At 55.8% G+C, this 16,933-nt stretch carries 14 protein-coding genes; 4 read left to right on the top strand and 10 right to left on the bottom strand.

The window, feature by feature from the left end:
* Positions 1-106: 106 nt before the first annotated feature.
* A complete protein-coding gene (locus O5O45_RS12165) occupies positions 107-1,096 on the bottom strand; it encodes a substrate-binding domain-containing protein (RefSeq protein ID WP_305905494.1) in 990 nt (329 codons plus the stop codon).
* A gap of 195 nt (positions 1,097-1,291) precedes the next feature.
* Between O5O45_RS12165 and O5O45_RS12160 the strand changes: the two genes are divergently transcribed.
* Positions 1,292-1,480 (top strand): hypothetical protein, encoded by a 189-nt coding sequence (locus O5O45_RS12160; protein WP_305905493.1) that lies wholly within the window; start codon positions 1,292-1,294, stop codon positions 1,478-1,480.
* Between the two features lie 102 nt (positions 1,481-1,582).
* Here the strand turns inward: O5O45_RS12160 and O5O45_RS12155 are convergent, their stop codons facing one another.
* Positions 1,583-3,559 (bottom strand): diguanylate cyclase domain-containing protein, encoded by a 1,977-nt coding sequence (locus O5O45_RS12155; protein WP_305905492.1) that lies wholly within the window; start codon positions 3,557-3,559, stop codon positions 1,583-1,585.
* A gap of 286 nt (positions 3,560-3,845) precedes the next feature.
* Here O5O45_RS12155 and O5O45_RS12150 point away from each other — a divergent pair, with 286 nt between their 5' ends.
* From O5O45_RS12150 to O5O45_RS12140, 3 genes are all read left to right on the top strand, one after another.
* On the top strand, positions 3,846-4,154 hold the full coding sequence (locus tag O5O45_RS12150; protein ID WP_305905491.1) for a hypothetical protein: 309 nt from the start codon (positions 3,846-3,848) through the stop codon (positions 4,152-4,154).
* Between the two features lie 137 nt (positions 4,155-4,291).
* On the top strand, positions 4,292-4,606 hold the full coding sequence (locus O5O45_RS12145; protein ID WP_305905490.1) for a hypothetical protein: 315 nt from the start codon (positions 4,292-4,294) through the stop codon (positions 4,604-4,606).
* Positions 4,607-4,696: 90 nt separating this feature from the next.
* Complete coding sequence (locus tag O5O45_RS12140; RefSeq protein ID WP_305905489.1) at positions 4,697-5,269, top strand: hypothetical protein; 573 nt, start codon at positions 4,697-4,699, stop codon at positions 5,267-5,269.
* 60 nt (positions 5,270-5,329) lie between these two features.
* On the opposite strand, the gene O5O45_RS12135 is transcribed toward O5O45_RS12140, so the two are convergent.
* From O5O45_RS12135 to O5O45_RS12100, 8 genes are read right to left on the bottom strand one after another with little or no spacing between them, the layout of a single operon-like run.
* Entirely contained in the window at positions 5,330-6,724 is a 1,395-nt protein-coding gene (locus O5O45_RS12135; protein ID WP_305905488.1) for a sigma-54-dependent transcriptional regulator, read from the bottom strand.
* A 53-nt stretch (positions 6,725-6,777) separates the two neighbouring features.
* Positions 6,778-8,337 carry a SpoIIE family protein phosphatase gene (locus O5O45_RS12130; RefSeq protein ID WP_305905487.1) on the bottom strand — a complete coding sequence of 520 codons (1,560 nt, stop codon included), beginning with the start codon at positions 8,335-8,337 and terminating at the stop codon, positions 6,778-6,780.
* Positions 8,315-11,755, bottom strand: a complete 3,441-nt coding sequence (locus O5O45_RS12125) for a PAS domain S-box protein (RefSeq protein WP_305905486.1) — start codon at positions 11,753-11,755, stop codon at positions 8,315-8,317. The genes O5O45_RS12130 and O5O45_RS12125 overlap by 23 nt, the downstream gene beginning before the upstream one ends.
* Before the next feature lie 32 nt (positions 11,756-11,787).
* Positions 11,788-12,603, bottom strand: coding sequence for a phosphate/phosphite/phosphonate ABC transporter substrate-binding protein (locus O5O45_RS12120; RefSeq protein WP_305905485.1), 816 nt, complete (start codon positions 12,601-12,603; stop codon positions 11,788-11,790).
* A gap of 10 nt (positions 12,604-12,613) precedes the next feature.
* Complete coding sequence (locus tag O5O45_RS12115; protein ID WP_305905484.1) at positions 12,614-13,312, bottom strand: tyrosine-protein kinase family protein; 699 nt, start codon at positions 13,310-13,312, stop codon at positions 12,614-12,616.
* Positions 13,312-15,489, bottom strand: coding sequence for an SLBB domain-containing protein (locus O5O45_RS12110; protein ID WP_305905483.1), 2,178 nt, complete (start codon positions 15,487-15,489; stop codon positions 13,312-13,314). Before O5O45_RS12110 ends, O5O45_RS12115 begins: the two co-directional genes overlap by 1 nt.
* 18 nt (positions 15,490-15,507) lie before the next feature.
* A complete protein-coding gene (locus tag O5O45_RS12105; protein WP_305905482.1) occupies positions 15,508-16,344 on the bottom strand; it encodes an OmpA family protein in 837 nt (278 codons plus the stop codon).
* Positions 16,341-16,697 carry an STAS domain-containing protein gene (locus O5O45_RS12100; RefSeq protein ID WP_305905481.1) on the bottom strand — a complete coding sequence of 119 codons (357 nt, stop codon included), beginning with the start codon at positions 16,695-16,697 and terminating at the stop codon, positions 16,341-16,343. The genes O5O45_RS12105 and O5O45_RS12100 overlap by 4 nt, the downstream gene beginning before the upstream one ends.
* Positions 16,698-16,933 lie beyond the last annotated feature (236 nt).

The raw sequence follows: 16,933 nt of genomic DNA, 5'->3' as shown, positions 1-16,933 counted from the left end.
GTCCTGTCGTGTCGTCCCATTGATTCGCTTAAGCCCTTTGCGCATTCGCGGCAATCGCCGGAGGGGAGGCCGCAGGGCGGATGCCGGTTTAAAGTGGCGTAGCGATCTACTCAACAATACAGGAATCAATATTCTCCGGCGTGCAGTAATGGTAGTCCAGGTGGTAAAACTCTTTTTCGGGCGTCTCTCCATGCTTGATATAGCGGTACAGAAGCTCGGCGCCCAGCCTGCCCATTTCAAATGGCCGTTGCCCAATATTAGCCGTAGACAATCCTTCAGATAGCGCTTTGAGTTGTAACGGCTCGGTGTCGGCGGAAATGATGACCACTTCATTGCTGGCTATTTTGGGCGCATATTTTTTGATGCGGGGAATGTAATCCTGGGAGAACTGGGCAAAGCCCGCAACGGCGATAATGATGGGCGGCGGTTTGTAGGCTGTAATCATTTGCTCCAGTTGAAAGAAGGCGGTATCTCTCTTGCCCTCTGAATAAAGGGGGCAGCGACTGTTTTCCCGCCATCCCAGGGTGTTATTTGAAAAGCTTGCGGATCCAGCTTCGCTCAGCGCCAGGCGAATACCCGCGATACGTTCATTCAGATTTGGCGTGGTGGGGTGGCCGCTTTGGATACAGAATTCTGTAATCCCTGTTGGGCGCCTATACTTCTTTGCGTAGTCGCCAAGCGCTTTGCCGAAGTCCACGTTGTCAGTGCCGACGTAAGCCATCCGGTAACTTCTGTGCTCCGGCAGCAAATCCGAGTCAAACATAATCGTTGGGATCGATTTTGACTTGGCGATATCAAGGGCTCTTTTCACCAGATGTTCTGAATCTGTTGTGGAAATCAGCAGCCCATCGACGCCTTGCTTGAGAATTTTTTGCACCACCATGGCTTGCGATCGGGGATCCTGGAAGTCAGCGGGACCATCATAAATGCAGGCCACTTCAGGATAGGCTTTTGCAAAGCGCTGACACCCGTTATAGGACGAGATATAAAAACTGTCGTTCTTGGTTTTCCCTATTACCGCAATCAGCATGGCCTCTGCTGAGCTATCGGCAGTAAACAGCAAAAACGCAAGGGTGAGCGCAAGGTGTCTGGTCATAATGCTCTGCCAAAAAATTGAATGCCTTGCGGTGAGGCTTGTTTAAAATCACTTGATTTATTTCATTATAGAAGGCGTAAGCGAAATCGATGGGTGAAAGCGCAAGTCGCCCACAGTTTTGCATAGCCGTTGAAATGCCGCTCTGATCGTGAAAGACTTGCCGAGAGTCATTATTACCTGGATCTGGAGAAGGCTATGAAGTCGGAACAATCCTCAATCATTGACGATATCTACCGCTTGACCCTCGCCCTGGATTCACAACCGCCCACCAGTGCTCAAGATAAAAGAATACGCGAAGAGCAACTGGAACTGCTGCAGGAACTTTGGCGCGAGCTTGATATGGTTATCAAACACGAATGGCCGGACGGTTCGGGCAAGGCGTGATTTTCGAATAGCACCACACTTTGACCATCTTAAATTGTAAAAGCTCAGTATCCGCCTCTGACCTGTTTCCAGCCTTTGGCATTAACGGCGCCTGCAAGTGATTTAACGGTCAGGTTTTCCCGTCGCCGGACTGGTTTCTTCATATACCCTGTAGGTGTTCCTGCCTGCCTTTTTGGCCGAATACAACGCCTTGTCCGCCATCTTGACCAGGCCGTCAGCCGTAATGGCGTGAGTGGGTAGTAGCGCGACGCCAATACTTGTTCCAACTTGGATGTTCACTTCATTTAATTGAAACTCTTTTTTCATCGCCCAAAGTATTTTCTGGGCAATGTGCTCTGCGTCGCTTTGGTCGCCAATGCTCTCTGCAATGATGATAAATTCATCTCCACCCAGGCGGGCTAGGGTGTCAGATTCTCTGATAATAAGTTGAATGCGGTGGCTGAACGCGGACAGCAGTTTGTCGCCAATCCCATGGCCGTGGGTGTCGTTGATAGCCTTGAAGTGGTCGATATCCAGATACATGAGGGCGAAGAGCGCATTATTACGATGGGAGCGTGCGAAAGCCTGATTGAGACGGTCATAGAATAAAGCGCGGTTGGGCAGGCTGGTGAGGCTGTCGTACTGGGCTAAATGACGCAGTTTTTGCTCAATCTGTTTCCTTTCAGAAATATCATGGAGAAAGGCGCAGAACTGCCATTGTTCCTGTGCTGAAATGGCGGAAATGGTGATTTCTACGGGGATTTTTTCGCCTTTATTATTGAGTGCGAGCAGTTCAAGGCGCTTTCCTAAAACGATCCCCTGACCGGTTGCAATGAATTTGCGCATGCCAATTTCATGTCTTTCACGGAGCCCTGTCGGAATGATTAAATCTGATAGTTTGCTCCCGATCGCCTCTGTGGCGGTCCAGCCAAATGTTTCTTCGGCTTTAGGGTTCCAGTCTGTGATGACGCCGCATGCGTTCATCGCGATGAATGCTTCATGAGAACTTTCTATGATACGCCTGATGCGCATTTCGCTGGCTTTTAACTGCGCTTCTATATTCTTTCGCTGCGCCTCCTCCTGCTTCATCTGCATAAGCGTCAGAGACTTCGCCATCAATAAATCTTCTTTTTCCTGTAACCTGATCTTGCGGCCAATGGCTGAGCCGATGAGGCCGGCCATCATCTCCAGCGTTTTCAAGTCATCATGATCAAATGCATGTGGCGTGTCGGACAGGATTTTCAGCACGCCTATGATATTGCCTTCCTCATAGAGGGGAGTAACCACTATGGAGGCCGCTCCGACTTTTTTGCACGCTTCATGATTAACCCTTGGATCATTGGCGGTGTCTTCAGAGATAAGGGCTTTGCGGTCAGTGACGCAGAGGCCGGACAGGCTGTCGTATAAATTTAGCCTCAGCCCCTCGAACTGATGAACGGAGCCGCTGGCGGCCTGATAAACCATCTCGTCGCCTTCCATGAGTTCTATGACAGCGCCTGTGGCGGGAGTGACAGTCAGCATTTTTTCTGTCACCAGCTGCATAAAGGCCGTCATGTCTATTTCTGCCTGCGACAAGTGAGACTGGGTTTCAACAATCTGGTTGAGCTTCTCAGTCGTTTTTTCCAGCCGGATTTCGGTTTCACGATACTCCCGCAATACTTCGAGCAGATAGTCATTGGAGGTCGCCAGCATTTCTCTCTCACTCTGTAACTTGGCGACGGAGGAGTGACCATTCTCTTGTTGCGCTTTGTCACCTTGAATATCTGTGAAAGACGCGAGCCAGTTTGGAATGTCGCCCTGCTCATTGTTGAGTGGGACCACATGACAGACATGCCATCGATAAGATGAGTCAGAAGAACGCTGAAGGCGCATCTTCAGCTCGAAAGGGACTTCGGCTGCGATACCGGACCGCCATCCTCTTTGAACGGTAGAAATATCGTCCTGGTGAATGACTTCGATCCACCTCATGCCAAGGGAGTCGGACGCAGACAGCCCGGAATACTCGCGCCATAAATCATTGCACTCAATCCAGGCGCCTTCGTGATCAGTCTCCGCAAGTAGATGAGGAAGCGGCAGCTCCCATAGGTTAGTTGGATGCATGGGAATACAGATCTGGATCGTTAAGAAAGGGGACCGGCGTCAAGCCCGATATTTTTTACTGGTCCATGTAGCCAAAGTATAGAAGATTTAAGTGGGAAGTCCGCGCACTCCAGAGAAAACCAGTATTCCACCCACCCCCCCCAAAAAAAAGTGATAAGTGAAAGCCCGTTCTTAACCCAAAGTCGGCCTTTGTTATGCCATATCAATATAAACCGGGGCTCGCTGGGTCAATAAGATCAACTAAATTTATTATTGTTGGCTTAATTCCGCTTGAAGAACATCGATAATGACAAAGCCGTATGTCGATTTTAACTGGGCCATAGCAGGAAGCGCCGACACTCCCCAGGAGCAAGTGGTCAACACTATCGTCAGCAAGTTGATCCAGTTATGTGAGCTCTCCGTCGCGGCGGAGGAAATGCCCGACATCATGCGCCAGATACTGACTTGCCAGAGTTGCCTGCATAATCTCAAAAGCCACATAGGAGAGGCTGACTTTACCCACTATTTCTATTTGGCGGACGTGGAGTTGGAAAAGTTGGATGGATTGCTTGAAACCGGGGAGTCTGAACAAGGAAATGATCCGGAATGTTATTAACTTGGCGATGATGCTGACCTGTTAATCACCGGGCGCATGGAAGGGGAAATTTAAATGGCCGAGAGATTGGTTGACGCTGATTGGACCCTCAAATTAAGAGACGAGGAGGGGGATATTAAGGGGTCTAAGGGAGAGGGATGAGCCCACAACAAGGTGAATACATGCCGCAACGCTTCGTTGATGAAGATTGGACCAGAATCGGAAATAAAGATGCGTCGTATAACGCTATCCTGGACTGCGTCGCTAATAAGCTACTAAGTTTAAAAATGCTGCAGGAAGTGGCTTGCCACCAGGGAAACTTAGCCTTCCAGGCAAAAAAGTGTGAATGGGCTATTCGTTTGCTGCCCTCTCTGATTGGGCGTGACGACTACGTGAATTTCCATCGCTATGTTGAAATTGAGCTGGAGAGGCTGGATGAATTGCTGGCTGATTATGGAGCGAAAACCGGGTAAGCCTAGCATGACTAAAACACACATAAGGATTTGCGCGAATGCTGAGAATCGATAGAACCGATAAAGAATATAACCATCTGGTTCACAGAAATGGATAGCCATATTCACCGGTCTCCCTATTCCCACCTGTATGGCTGGATACGTTTCCTTCAAGGGGAAGGCAATAGTCAGCAGGAAATCCTCAAGGCCTTTGAGATGTGCAGCTCCGTTCGCTTGGAGCCCTTTGATAAAGGGCAAATAGTGTTGGCGAAGACCATTATTCGTCATGCCCTGGGGGAAACTCCCATTCTGGAACTTGCGCGCTATTGCCCACCCACGCGAGTGCTTGATCTTATCGCGGTGGTTAAGTGCGTCGAAGGGTACATATTCAAAGCCGTTACCCCTGAAGGCGAAGAAGACTTTTTGTTTTGGGTCACCCAGTCTGAAGTGGGGGGAAGTTTCGAACTATGTGAATTACCAATTAAGCTGCTGGATCTTAATAAAGATATTCGTGAGCTTCTGCTGTTCAAGGCGCATGCGGGAAAACGATGCCGAGTGGAAGGCTTTCCCTATCGTCCGCTCGTTGCGATTCTAACGTCCCGAGACTTTGGCTTACCCAGACCACTTTCATATAACCCCGATTCCTACCGGGATCGATGGGGAAGAGGCGGGCTGAGTCTGTAAACAGTCAGAGTATCCGGGGGGGGACTGTCATGCTCTTCCTGTTACAGCGCATGCTGGCGCTTAATCCTGCTCCCACTTCTCCTTTTTGCGATAGATCGTGGAGGCGCTGACGTCGAGCATCGCTGCGGCTTTGGGGATGTTGCCGCCGCAGTGGGCGATGGCTTGTTCGATGGCTTCTTTTTCGATGAGCCATAGGGGTTTGATGGGGGAGTCTTCCTGGCCGGTTTCGGGGGACAGGACGGTTTCGAGTTGCGGCGCTGAGGGGCGCTGGGGCCAGGGGCTCGTCGTGGCTCGGGAATGAAACGGAATCATGTCCGGCGTCACTGCGTCGTCGTTGTTGAGCACCACGATGTTGCGGATGACGTTCTGCAACTCTCTCACATTGCCGGGCCAGTGGTGGGCCATCATGATATTGACTGCCTCCGGCGTGAAACGGGTGAAGCGTTTGTTTTCCTGCCTGGCGTATTCCCGCAGAAAGCTTTCCATCAGCAGCTTGATGTCGGTTTCCCGCTCCCTGAGCGGCGGCAGGTAGATGGGTATGACGTGAAGTCGGTAGTACAGGTCTTCCCGGAAACGTCCCGCCTGCACCTCCTGTAGGGGATCGCGGTTGGTGGCGCATACGAATCTGACGTCCACGGTTTCCTGCTGCGAGCCGCCGACCCGTTGAAACGTGCCGGTTTGAATAAAGCGCAGCAGTTTGGTTTGCAGCTCCAGGTCCATCTCGCAGATTTCATCCAGAAACAGGGTGCCGCGGTGGGCCTGTGTGGCGGCGCCGTCGCGGTTATTCAGAGCGCCGGTGTAGGCGCCTTTGACGTGGCCGAATATCTCACTTTCCATCAGGTCTTTAGGAATGGCTCCGCAGTTCAAGGGGACGAAAGGACCTTGTTTGCGCGGACTGCGGTTATGAATCGCTTCGGCGCATACCTCTTTACCGACGCCGCTTTCGCCAGTGATGAACACCGTGGCGTTGCTGGGGGCGGCGCAGTCGATGATGCGATATACCCCTTGCATGGGCAGGGACTCGCCAATGAAGCCTTCATAGTGCCGGCGTGCGAACTGCTCCCGATAACCTTGCACCTCTTTCACCAGATTATTGTTGGCCAGCGCGTTCTTCACGGTGACCTGCAGGCGACGGGCGTCGAAAGGCTTCACCAGAAAATCGAAGGCCCCGTATTGCATGGCGTTGACGGCGATGTCGATGGAGCCGTGCGCGGTCATGACGATCACTGTTGAGGGCAGGTCATCCTGCTGAATACGCTTGAGGATATCCATGCCGTCCATGTCCGGCAGCTTGAGGTCCAGCAGCACTACGTCAGGCGGCTCCCGCAGTATTTGCACGATGGCGTCGCGGCCGGTTTCCACCGTGACGATCATGTAGCCTTCCGCTTCCAGGTAGTTTTGATACAGGGACGCCAGGGACAGGCTGTCTTCGATCAACAATATCCGTTTCTTCACATCAGGTTCCATTGGGTCATGGGTGAATCCATCTCATCGCCACGAGTGAACGTTCAAGGGCTGGCTCTGAGTAGCAACAAAGTCGCATCGTCTTCAAGCGTGGAGCCAGTCGCGCGCAAGGCTTCGTCCAATTGGGTCTGCGCCGGGGCCTGGGGGTATTGCTTCAGGTTGGCGGCGAGCAGCGTGCGAACCGCACTCTCCCGATCTTCCACAGCACCTTCTCCATGCTCTGTTAAGCCATCAGTGTAGCCAATGAATACGGAATCTTCCGGTAGGTCCAGCTCACATTCTTCATAAGCGTAGTTATGCGCCAGCCCCAGCATCATGCCGCCGCAGGCGATGGGGCTGAGTTCGCCCTGGGATAACAGCCAGGGCTCAGGGTGCCCGGCGGACGCGATGGTGAGGCGGCGACTGTCCGGACGCAGTTGTATGACCAGACAGGTGAGCCCGGTGCGCGCGAGTAGCGGCGAGGAGGCGACGAAATGGGACAGCTGATTCAACAGTTTTCCCGGGGACGCGGCATGGGGCGTGGCGTGGCAGAGGCCATGCAGATAGCCCGCCGCCGCATGAGCGAAGAACTTGGCTTGCTCCCCATGCCCCATGATGTCCCCGAGGATCAACGTAAAAGCGTCGCCGCTGTCGCGATGGAAGATGAAGTCGCCGCCGCCTCTGGCGGCGACCCGGTACCCCGAGGATATTCGAATCTGGCTGAAGCGCTCCGGGATCGGCGACCACAGCAGGGACGACACGCGATTGTCCAGCTCGGCGTTGAGGGTGCTTCTCACATCCTGGGAGCGTTTGATGACCTGCGCCACGGTTTGCTGCAACCGTTGTTTGCTCATGGGCTTTTCGATAAATCCGTCGATGGACAGGTGCGCGGCGCTGCTTTGCACCTGCTGGGGCGCGCATCCGCTCATAAAAATGAACGGAATCATGCGGGTGGCGGCGCGCTCCGCCAGTCGTTTGCGCAGCTCCAGTCCGTTGAGATGGGGCATATTGATGTCGCAGAGAATCAACTGCGGCGGCTGCTCGATGATCGCCTTTTCCGCTTCGCGGGGATCTTCCAGAGAGATGACTTCATACGCGTCGGACAAATACGCCTGCAGCAGATGCAGCTGAGTCAGATCGTCGTCGATCACGGCGATGCGCGGTTGGGCGCGGGTCAGTTTTATGCGCACGCAATAGCTGTTGAAGTCGCCGTCTTTGCCGACGATGCGCTGGTAGCGCGCGTGGGGCGCCAGACTGCGAATCAGCGTCAGGCCCATGCCGTTTTCATGCAAAGGGCTCTCCGATAACAAATCCTCGATATTGCGTTCAGCGTCGAACAGGGAGGACAGATCCGCGCCATTATCGAGTAGCAGCAGGTCGACAAAACCATCCCCGCTGCGTTTGTCCAGCGCGATAAAGTCGGCCTGGGCGTCATGTTTCACCACGTTGGTGAAGTACTCCGCCACCAGCAGCTGCATGTCCTCGCAGCGCTGATTGTCGACGCCTTTGCCCACCAGGAAGCGGGCCGCGCATTCCCGCGCCGCGCCCACCGCGGCGAGGTCCGGGCGGGATTGATAGAACAGTCGGTCGTAGCCGGGATGGCTAGTTAAAAGGGTGGAGTTCATTCAACGCCTCTAATGTCGAGTCGGTTAGTTGGCGCATGGAAAGATATTCGTTCTCCGCCTCCGTGTAGTTATGCGCTCTGCAGGCTTCTTCAATGGCTTTGGCGTGCAGATGAATGCGCTGCGCGCCGAAGGTCTGCGAACTGCTTTTCAGCGCATGGGCGCAGATTTCAAACTGCTCGTAGTCCTGCTCGCCGAGGTGTTCCTGCATGGCGTCCACCCGCTTGGTGAGTTCCGTGGAGAATATCGCCAGCATGCGTTTCAGCGTGTCCGCCGAGGTGTCATTGAGCAGTTGCTCCAAGGCTTTGGGATTGATCAACGCATTGCTGGCGCCAGGCTCGGCGGGCGCTTGCGCGGCTGTGGGCGCCGCATTGCACAGCGGCGCTGGCGGAGAGGACTTCTTGCCGTTTTTCTTGATCCAGTGACTGGCCATTTCAATCAGGCGAGCGCGGTCCACCGGTTTGGTGAGGAAATCCTGCATGCCGCCGGCCAGACAACTCTCCCTTTCTGAGGTCATAGCGTGTGCGGTGAGCGCCACGATGGGCGTGGTCAGTCCGCGCCGGCGCATGACTTCCACGGTTTCGCGGCCGCTCAGGCCGGGCATGCGCATGTCCATGAAGATCAGGTCATAAGCGCTGCTTCCGGTTTTCTCAATGGCCTCTTCGCCGCTGAGAGCGGTGTCGACGTGGAAGCCGGCGTACTCCAGAAACGAGCGGGCGATCAGCAGATTGGCGTCGCTATCGTCCACCACCAGAATTTCTGCCTGATCCGCCTCCAAAGAGTGAGCGCTCGAAAGCGCGTAAAGGCCGTCGCGATGCAGCACTGCTTCCTCAACGCTGACAGGCGTCTCAATGGGCCGTCCCAGGGCGCAGGCGAGCAGAGCCTGCAAGGTCTGTCTACGGGTCGCAGGCGTATGCAGGACGCCGTAGCAACCTTCCGCTTCCGTCCTGGGATGGTTGGCGTGGCGATATACGGCGATACGGGTCAGAGCAGGCTCGTGGAACGCCGCGTCGATCCAGATCGGCGGGTTCTCCATGTCCAGCAATACGATGAGCTTGAGACCGCTGTCGAGGTGATTGCGCAGCTCTTCCTCTTGCAGGCAGCAGACGCTGTCCAGCGTCCATAGATGCAGTTGCCATTGGAAGGCCCGCCGCCACTCTCTGCTGTCGCTGACGATGATAATGCGATGGCCCTGTAGCGGCGCAACCAGGGACTCCAGGTTGGCGCGATTGACGGTGGTTGGCGCGGCGTTAGTGAGCGGTAGCTGCAGACTGAATGTGGATCCGGAGCCGACTGTGCTGGCCAGGGTAATGTCGCCATGAATGATGTTCGCCATATGACGTGAAATCATTAGCCCCAATCCTGTGCCTTCTCTGTGGCGGTGTTCCTGAAAGAACTCGGAGAATATCTGCTTTTTCGCTTCCGCGCTGATCCCTGGTCCTGTGTCGCTGACATCAATGCAAAGATGTTGGGCTCCATACACATGAGTGACGTAAACCATGATATTGACGCCGCCACGCTGGGTGAATTTGATGGCGTTGCCGATCAGGTTGACCAGAATCTGGCGCACGAAACTGCTGTCGGTGATGAGGCTGGCGGGGGTGTTGGCGTCGATCACGCTCTGAATAAACAGGCCTTTCTGATGAGCTCTTTGCGACAGCAGGCGAGTGACGTACTCGACTTTCGCGGGCAGGTTGCAGGGACCCAGGTTGGGCTCCAGTTTACCGGCTTCGATTTTGGCCAGATCGAGTACGTCATTGATGATTTCCAGCAGGTTTTTCCCGGCGCTTTCCGCGGATTGCAGATAGTGACGCTGATGACGGGTGAGGGGCGTGTCTTTCAACAGCTCGACGGTGCCCAGCACTACGTTGAGAGGCGTGCGGATCTCATGGCTCATGGAGGCGAGGAAATCCGACTTGGCGTGATTGGCCCGATCTGCTTCCTCAATGGCGTTGCGCAGGGATTCCTGCTCCTGACGGCGCTCGGAAATATCTTCCAGCATGGCGGTGAAAACGTAGCAACCCGCCAGTCTGGACACGGTGACGGAAATCTCGATGGGAAAACCAGCGCCGTCCCGACGTTCTGCTTGCCCCTGCAGGCGTTTATTGAGAAAGGGCGAGCGCCCTGTCGACTTGAACTGATCCAACTGCTCCTGAAAGGCCGCTCGAAAGGCGCTTGGCACCAGATAATTCGCGGCGGCTTGGAACATGACGTCGTCTCGGGAGTAGCCGAACATCTCCTCCGCCGCAGGGTTGAACTCGACGATTTTGCCGCCGTCATTGACAGAAACAATGGCGTTGAGGGAACACTCCAGCATGGCCTCTTTCACCGCCAGGTTGATGTCCGCCATTTCCTTAAGTTCTTTGATCTTGGATAAATCCCGAAAGGTCAGAATCGCAACCTGGGCCCCGTCTATTTCGGCGGCGTTGATGATCAGGTCGATGGGGAAGCGGCTGCCGTCGCGGCGATAGCCCCATTCGTCGGTCTGCCGCGTGACATGGGCCGGCGCGTGATGATGAGAGAGTTTGAGGATAAAGCTCTCGATGCGGTCCCGCTGCAATTGGTCGACGATAATGAGATCGTAACGATGCCCCTCCAACTCTTTCATGGCGTAGCCGAACATGGTTTCCGAGGCATGATTCATGTAGCGTATTTTGCCCCCGGCGTCCAAGGTAATCAGGCCATCCAGCATGTTGTCAGTAATGGCGCGCAATTGCGCTTCACTGAAATGCAGCTTCTGCGCCAGCGCCCTGGCTTGCTCCAGGCTTGCCCGCATGTCCCGGTGCACGCTTTCCAGTTCCCGGCTCATCAAATTGAAGGCGCTGATGGTTGCGCCAAGTTCATCCCGACCGGGGTTGGCCTCAATCAGACTGAAGTCGCCTTCCTGCAGGCGGCGCAGGGCGCTGCGCATCAATTGCAGTTGGCGGGTCAGATAGGAGCCGAACATCATGGAAACCAGCGCCACCAGCACCACGCCGATAATCGCAATGCGGATGCTCTGATCCCGAGCCTGTCTCCAGGCCTCATCCATGGCGCTGGCGTCAATTCCCAGTTCAACGGCGCCGAAGACCGCGTCGCCCACCTTGATGGGAATCCGCTGCAGGGTCGCGCCGAGACTGTCGTCAGGGGAAGGGCGCTCGCCGCCGCTGCTGAGGACGCCGCTGTTGTCATGGATGGACACATAGGTGACATGAGGGCTGGTGAGAAGTTCAGCCACCATACTGTTCAGCGTGGCGATATCTGAAGACAGCAACGCATTGGTGGCGGCGGCGCTGAACAGCACGCCAAAACGGGAGGCTTCTTCCTGCGCCTGTTTCAAGTGGGACTTGTTCATGATCTGCAGGAAGTTGAAGATCAGCACCGTCATGAAGACGGCTTCGATCAGTGCGACGCCCAATATGGTTTTTAGACGAAAGGACATAGTCTCAGCACTCTTTTTAACCTCTATCGCCGCTACAGCAAATCAATCTGTAGAGCCCGAATGTCATCCCAATCGGCATTGGCGGCGGGAATGAAACCGCGCATGCTCAGGGGCTGCAACAGGGCGCGTCCCTGTTCGCTGTCGCCCATCCGGGTCATTGCCTGCGTCACCGCCTTCACCACTTGCGGCGGCACGCCGGGAGCGCTGGCGATGGCGTGAGGCGTGTACGCCGGCGTGGTCCACAAAATGCGCAGGTTACGGGTGACCTCATCCGGCATGGCGTTAAAGGTGCGCATTACGCCGCCGCCGGCGATAAAGCGCTTCTGCATCACATTGAGATACACAGAATCGTGGGTCAGCACGTATTGCGGCTGAATGCGGATACCCTGACGCGCCAGAATCGCCTGAGGCAGCACGCTGGCGGCGAATGCCGCGGGAGCGGGAAAGGCGAGGTCGGCGCCTTGCAGACTCTGCAAATCCTGAATGGAACTGTCTGCGGCGACGACGATAATGCCTTTGATCATTTTGTCTTTCTCCCGAGCCATCGCCTGATAGCCGGGATACTTGTTGTAGACGACAAAATGGTAGGGATTCATGTAGGCGAAATGGTATTGGCCGCGTCCCAGTCGCGACTCGAACTCTGGAATATCTGGCGCGGTCTTGAACAGCAGGCGCACGCCGCTGTCCTGTTCGATGTAACTGAGCACGGGACCCCAGGCCCGAGCCAGCTTTTCGGCGCTTTGTTGCGGCACGATGCCGAATTCGTACGCCTGGGCCTCTGTGGCGCTCAGGTTGGCGCTGACGAGAGCGGCGTAGATCAGGCAGAGGAAGGTGATGAGTATCCGCATGCGTGTCTCCCTATAACGGCAGATTCAGAAAACGGCTGGACTGAACCCAGCGGCGCAGTCGGGCGGCGAAATGAGGAAAGCGCCGCGCCAGACGGCTGATTTCCCGTTTCAGCTCCGCAGCGAGACCGGGGTTTTCGATGTCGTTCATCACCGCGCCGAGAATGCGCGCATCATGGGATTTCAGTTTGTGGCAGGCGTGTTCCAGGTCCGCTTCCGTGGTGACGCCGGATTTCACAATCAGGACGCAGGCCTGACTGGCGGCGCAAATCAGCTCCGCTGGGATATTCTGATGGTTCACCGCCTTCAACGGTGAGGTATCGAAAACAATGGCGTCCACGTGGCTTTCCCAGTCCTGAATGACTTTCCTGATGAGTCCTGTGTCCCTGAAGCCGATTGATGAATTCAGTGTAGCAGTTAAAACCTGCATGTTTTGCCCGGCCTGGGCGATGGCGCTGCGGCTGGAGCCGTTGTCCAATGACCAGGCTGCCCGCGGCAATTGGAAGCGGATATCGGCGGAGGGGCGGAACAGGTTCATGTCCACCAGCAGGGTTTGCCGTCCTGAGGCGCTATGGCGTCGGGCCAGGGCGTAGGCGAGGGTGGAGCAGCCGTCGCCGGAGTTGACGGCGGCCACCGCCAGGGTGCGCAGTCCTTTGCCCAGGGTTTGCGCGTAAACATGTTCGATCTCGACAAAGTTTTCGATAGCAGGCATCACAGCGCTCCTATGATTCCAACCACGGAAATGATCTTGAACACGCCTTCCAGACCACTGCTGAGCGTGGCCCAGTGGCTATCGGACTTGTTCGGGATATACAGCGTGTCGCCGGGACGCAACACCGGCAGCTTGCTCATGTCCGGCGTTTTCACAAAGCTCTCCAGATCGAAGCTGCTGGCGCTGTCCGCGCAGCAGGATGTATTCACCACCACAATACGTTCAATGTAGGCGCTGGCGGTGGCGCCGCCCGCCTGGGCGAGCAGATCCAGTACGGTCATGTCGTCGCTGAAGCGGTAACGTCCGGGCTTGTTGACGGAGCCCAGCACTCTGACGGTGTTTTCTTTAGTTTCCTCCAGCCAGTTACGGTCTTTTTCCGGCACGAAGATGGAGTCGCCGGGTTTGACCACGGGAAGTAATGTCTGATCGCCGGTTTCAAAGTAAAGCGCCAGATTGAGCTTGGAAATGCGCGCCTGGGCGCCGTTCCGATGCACGATGCGAATGTTATGGATGTCCGCCGAGCCGTTGGGACCGTCCGCCGCGGAGAGGATATCGAGAAAGGTCATCTCTTCATTGAACATGTAGCGGCCGGGAGCGCCCACCTGACCCATGATGTAGATGGAATTCTCTTTCGCCTGACGCACCCATTGCGCCTTGTTGTCCGAAGGGTCTTGCGGCAGTTCCGGAATAATCACGGATGTTCCTGAATCGAGTTGGGGGATCTCGCTCAAATCGCCGCCGTACTTGATGAAGCGGTCCAGGTTGAAGGTGCTGGACAGGACTTTGCCGCCGCTACGGCGCATGATCTTTATGTTGGCGATGTCGGCGCGGGCGGTGGGGCCTTGAGCATGGCCCAGCAGGTCCATCAGGGTCATTTCATCGGACCATTCAAAGCGGCCGGGATTGTAGACCTGACCGATGATTTCCACGGCGCGATCCGGCGGCGTTTTCAACCAGGACGCTTCGTTGACGTCGGTTTTCTCCGGCACGAAGACCGCATCTCCCGGCGCGACTTCCGGCAAGGCGACGCGACTGACGCCCTCCGTATAGGCTTGCAGGTCGAAGGGGATCACTGAGCCATCCGCCTTGAGGATGCGAATCTGCCGCGATTCAGCGAAGCGAGTGGGGCCGCCGGCGTTGGCCATGATATCGAGCAGCGTGGCGCCGGGCTTGCCTTCAAAAGCGCCGGGTTTGAACACCTCGCCCATCACGTAGACCACATTAGCGCCGGCTTTGATTTCGTCCTGCTGGATGGGCACGAAAATGGTGGAGTTGGGCTTCAGCTGAGGCAGCAGCGACGCGTCGCCGCTTTCCAGATAGCGCTTGAGATTGAAATTGTAAGGGGCGCTGTCCGAAATGATTTTGATCTGCTCGACGGCGGCGTAGCGAGTCACGCCGCCAGCGCGCATGATGGCGTCGATGACGCTGTAATCCGGTTCATAATTGAAGCGTCCCGGACTTTTCACTTCGCCGAAGATGCGCACCGCCTGACGGTCGTCGCTGGCGTCGCCGCTGGCCGCCAGGGTTTGCGCGTCAAAGTCGATCTGCACATTGCCAATCAGCGGCGAAGCGGGAATAAACAGTCGATCCAGAGAACGCAGCGGCGGCAGGCTGGAACGGTCGCCGGAGTCCAGGTACGCCTTGTAGCTGAAGTAGATGATGTCGTCACCCCGTTGAATTTGCATGCGGTCCAGTTGCGCGCCGGGCAGCAACCCGCCCGCCAGAGTGATCGCGGTTTGCACGTCGCCGGCGATGGGCGTCAATACGCTGCCGGGGTTCTCCACATAACCGGAAACGTCAATGATGAGATTGCGTTCCGCCAGAGTCACCTGCAGGCGCTCCACATCCCGATAAACCTGCCCCAGCGCCAGCTGGATCATTTGCGTCGCTGAACTCAGCGGTTGTCCGGCGATTTTCACCGGGCCGGCTTCCGGCAACAGAATGCGTCCCTCACGATCCACGGAAAAGTTACGATTGAACGCCTGCTCTCCCGTCAGACCCAGATAGAGTTGATCGCCCGGTTGTAATGGCGCTGTCGTCTCTTCAGCGCTTACATGGCGGCAAGTCAGTAGTATTCCGATCAGCGCCGTCAGCCAAATAGTCAACAGCGTCAGGCGAGCGCCTCGCTCTGGCGTTCTGATCGAATGAGGGATGATAGGGTGCGTTTGACTTGCCATAGTAATCCGGGTCCTGTTTTAGAGGTAGCGTCCCTGTAAATGGGACTCCCAATCGCGCTGGGGAATGGGCGTTGATACTGCGCCGCGTTGTTGCTGGCGATTGAGGTAGATTTCCACCCGACGATTGAAGCCATGGGAGTGGCTGTCCGCGTCCTGCAACAACGTCTGTTCTTCGCCCTCGGCACGGATCAGGATGCGCGTCTGCGCCACCCCTTGTTGCGCCAGAAACGCCGCAACCGCCTTGGCGCGGGCCTGGGCCAGATGCTGGTTGGCGTCGTTTTCGCCACGTTGGTCCGTGTGTCCGATCAATTCGATGGTTACCGAGGCGTCGCCCAACAGATAAGTGGACAAGCGAGTGAGATATCCCCGATAGCCCTCTGACAACTCAGACTGGTTCACATCGAAATGCACCGCCAGGGGAAAGCCGCCTATGGCTGAGTCGACGCCGTTACGGTCGCCGGCGACCGCGCAGGTGGTGTGTTCGTTGAGGTAAGCCAGCTGGGCGTTGGCGCTTTTCGTCTCTTTGTGCAGAATCGCCAGACTGTTATAAGCGTCTGGAAACAGCCCCGCGTCCAGTTCTCTGAATGCGCGATGCAAGCGCTGTCGCAGCGTTCTTAATTGGGCGGGAATACAATAATCGCCGCCCAGCAAGCTCAGCGCATCCAACTCCAGCTTTTCTAACTGGGCCTGTTTGGCGAGGCTGTCCTGATCCGGCGTGAAACTGATCTGATGATAGCGCTGCACCTCGCCGCTGCGGATCTCCGCCGCGCCGCCTTTACCGGCCTCCGGCCAGCTCTGGCAGCCGGCGAGGGCGCACAGACCCGCGCCCGCTATCAGCAGACGTACGCGTCTCATGCCCGCTGCTCCTGTACTGGGTGCTGCAGAGCGATAAAGCTTTTCATGGTGTCAAAGGACAGAATGGTGCGGTCGATACGCAACAACGTGGCTAAACGCTGCGGCTGCCCCTGCAACCCCACCAGCGCCATCTGCCGACGATTGGCGTGCAACTGCTTATAGATAAAAACCAAGGCGCCGATGCCGGAAGAATCCATAAAAGACACATCGCTCAAATCAAAAGCGACCCCGCCAACATGATTCAACGCCGACTCCTCCAACTGCTGCCGGCAATGCTGCACCGCATTAGCGTCAAAAGTCCCATCCAGCGCGATGACGAGATAATCGTTGCAAGAATATTCAGTGATGTTCATAACGTCCCCAGGTCGTAGTGATAAAACTCACAAGACTAGGAGCAACCCCTGTGCCAGATTATTTTTTAAATAAAAACAATTGGTTAATGGGTGGTGTCAGAACCGGAAACGGGCTAATTCGCTTTTTGCAGTTGCGGATTGCGAAGATTTTGGGGGGGGCTTCGGCTGGAAAATTGAGGGAAGAATTTCTCTAGCTCTGGGAGTTTGTCTTCGGATTTAATTATTGTTTCGCACTA

It is taken from the genome of Hahella sp. HNIBRBA332 (assembly GCF_030719035.1).
Classification (GTDB): Bacteria; Pseudomonadota; Gammaproteobacteria; order Pseudomonadales; family Oleiphilaceae; genus Hahella.
Note: the sequence above shows the minus strand (reverse complement) of the source record. Positions and strands in the feature narration are given on the sequence as shown.

Coding starts and splice junctions, on each gene's coding strand:
- O5O45_RS12165 (WP_305905494.1), bottom strand. CDS start 1,096: ATGACCAGACACCTTGCGCTCACCCTTGCGTTTTTGCTGTTTACTGCC.
- O5O45_RS12160 (WP_305905493.1), top strand. CDS start 1,292: ATGAAGTCGGAACAATCCTCAATCATTGACGATATCTACCGCTTGACC.
- O5O45_RS12155 (WP_305905492.1), bottom strand. CDS start 3,559: ATGCATCCAACTAACCTATGGGAGCTGCCGCTTCCTCATCTACTTGCG.
- O5O45_RS12150 (WP_305905491.1), top strand. CDS start 3,846: ATGACAAAGCCGTATGTCGATTTTAACTGGGCCATAGCAGGAAGCGCC.
- O5O45_RS12145 (WP_305905490.1), top strand. CDS start 4,292: ATGAGCCCACAACAAGGTGAATACATGCCGCAACGCTTCGTTGATGAA.
- O5O45_RS12140 (WP_305905489.1), top strand. CDS start 4,697: ATGGATAGCCATATTCACCGGTCTCCCTATTCCCACCTGTATGGCTGG.
- O5O45_RS12130 (WP_305905487.1), bottom strand. CDS start 8,337: ATGAACTCCACCCTTTTAACTAGCCATCCCGGCTACGACCGACTGTTC.
- O5O45_RS12125 (WP_305905486.1), bottom strand. CDS start 11,755: ATGTCCTTTCGTCTAAAAACCATATTGGGCGTCGCACTGATCGAAGCC.
- O5O45_RS12120 (WP_305905485.1), bottom strand. CDS start 12,603: ATGCGGATACTCATCACCTTCCTCTGCCTGATCTACGCCGCTCTCGTC.
- O5O45_RS12115 (WP_305905484.1), bottom strand. CDS start 13,312: ATGCCTGCTATCGAAAACTTTGTCGAGATCGAACATGTTTACGCGCAA.
- O5O45_RS12110 (WP_305905483.1), bottom strand. CDS start 15,489: ATGGCAAGTCAAACGCACCCTATCATCCCTCATTCGATCAGAACGCCA.
- O5O45_RS12105 (WP_305905482.1), bottom strand. CDS start 16,344: ATGAGACGCGTACGTCTGCTGATAGCGGGCGCGGGTCTGTGCGCCCTC.
- O5O45_RS12100 (WP_305905481.1), bottom strand. CDS start 16,697: ATGAACATCACTGAATATTCTTGCAACGATTATCTCGTCATCGCGCTG.